Annotated in this window: 1 protein-coding gene; it reads right to left on the bottom strand. The window is 73.8% G+C overall.

Translation table 11 applies throughout. The features are described from left to right. Nucleotides 1–63: 63 nt before the first annotated feature. On the bottom strand, nt 64–1,782 hold a 1,719-nt coding region (gene addB, locus CH341_RS31080), incomplete at its 5' end, for a double-strand break repair protein AddB (RefSeq protein ID WP_111423527.1).

Raw genomic sequence — 1,782 nt, 5'->3', positions numbered from 1 at the left:
CCCGACCTTCTCCCCGTGTGCGGGGAGAAGGAGCGCAGAGGCCGTGCCCGGCAAGAGCCGCCATCACTCCCCGCTCCCCTCTCCGGCCGACCACTCCTTCACCCGGGCGAGGTCGTCGTAGGTGCCGTAGCGGGTCTTCCACATGGACAGCACCAGGGAGCGGTAGGGCATCGCCTCGTCGTCGAACCTGGTCACCAACTCGGTGAGCTTCTGCAGCGCGTGGTCGGCGGCGGCGTCCGCGGTCTGCGTCTCGAAGTCCACCGCGCAGCATTCGCCGGCCGGGTCGCCGCCGGTGAGCCGGACATGGGCGACCTCCGACAGCGAGCCGCCGGCGGGCAGGTCCTTGAACCCGCCGCCGCGCAGGATCGCGCCCTCCAGCGTGAGCTGCGGCGACAGGCCGAGACGAACCTGCTTGCTGGAGGGTGGCGCGCCGGTCTTGAAATCGAGAATGGCGAAGGTGCCGTCGGCGAGCCGCTCGATGCGGTCGGCCCGGGCGCGCAGCCGGAAGGCGCCCTCACGCAGCGGGATGTCGAGCTCGCCGCGGATTTCGGCCTTCAGCCCGGTCGCGGCGGCGCGGCGCTCGCGCTCGAAGCGCACGAACCACCGGGCGATCTCCTCGAAGCGTGGCCACCAGAAGGCCCGCGCCTCTGGCGTGTCGTCGAGCGCGGCGAATGCCTTGCGGCCGATCGCCAGCAGCTCGGCGAGCGGCTCGTCGGGCAGCGCCTCGGCATAGCGCTCCGAGAACGTGCCGATCGCCGCGTGGATGGCGATGCCGCGGTCCTTGGCGCCCGGCGGAAGATCGACCGGGTCGAGCGGCGACAGCTTCAGGATGTGCTTGGCGTAGATCGTGTAGGGATCGCGCAGCCAGTGCTCGATCTCGGTCACCGAGAGGGAGGTCGGCCGCACGTCGCGCGGCGGCTTCGGCTCCGGCCGTGCGACGCGACGCGGCGGGCCGTCCGGCCGATCGAGCTTTCGCGCGAGATCCAGATAGGTTCGGCCGCGGGTCAGCACGTCCGTCCAGGCCGGCCCGGCCACGGCCGCGAGCCGCTGCAGGAATCGCGAGGCCGCGACCGGCGCGCCGCCGACCTTGCCGGGCCGCGTCATCACCACCTCGGGGGCGCTGCCGGCGAGCTGGGCGAAGTCGTGCGCCGAAAGGCCGATGCGACGCTCGGGCAGGTCGAGCCCGAGGCTGTGCCGCATGCCGCGGCTGAGCCACGGGTCGCTGGTCGCGGCCGGCGGCCAGACGCCCTCGGCGAGACCGCCCAGCACCATGCGGTCGACCGTGACGAGGCGGGCCTCCAGAAGCCCGAGAATATGCAGGCGGGCGCCCGGCACGGCCGGCGGTCGCACCACCCGGTCGGCGACGGCGGTGCGGAACAGCTCGGCATAGTCCTCGGTCGCCACCGGGAACGCCTGCGCCGCCTCCTCGTCGAGAAGCGACTCGAACGTGTCGGCGAGGGCGCCGCCGTCCGGTCCGGCGAACGCCTCGATGCCGCCGCTGCCGTCGTCGGACAGACCCTCGACCACGCGCCGGTGCGCGTCGGCGAGGGTCGTCAACGGATGGGGCTTTCTGGGATCCAGCTTTTCGAGCGGCCCGAGCGCCGCGGCCAGTCTCGCGACGAGCGCAGTCGCCGCCTCCAGCTCGTGCGGCCGCAGGCGGGCGCGCGGATCGGCTGCGTGGATCGACGACTCCTCGCCGGCCTGCAGCTTCGCCAGCTCCCGGCACACGGTCGACAGCGCGTGGCCGAGGCCCACCGTGCCGGCCCGCGGCCGCGGGCCCCG

Origin of the sequence: Rhodoplanes roseus, assembly GCF_003258865.1 — a bacterium.
Classification (GTDB): Bacteria; Pseudomonadota; Alphaproteobacteria; order Rhizobiales; family Xanthobacteraceae; genus Rhodoplanes; species Rhodoplanes roseus.
Note: the sequence above shows the minus strand (reverse complement) of the source record. Positions and strands in the feature narration are given on the sequence as shown.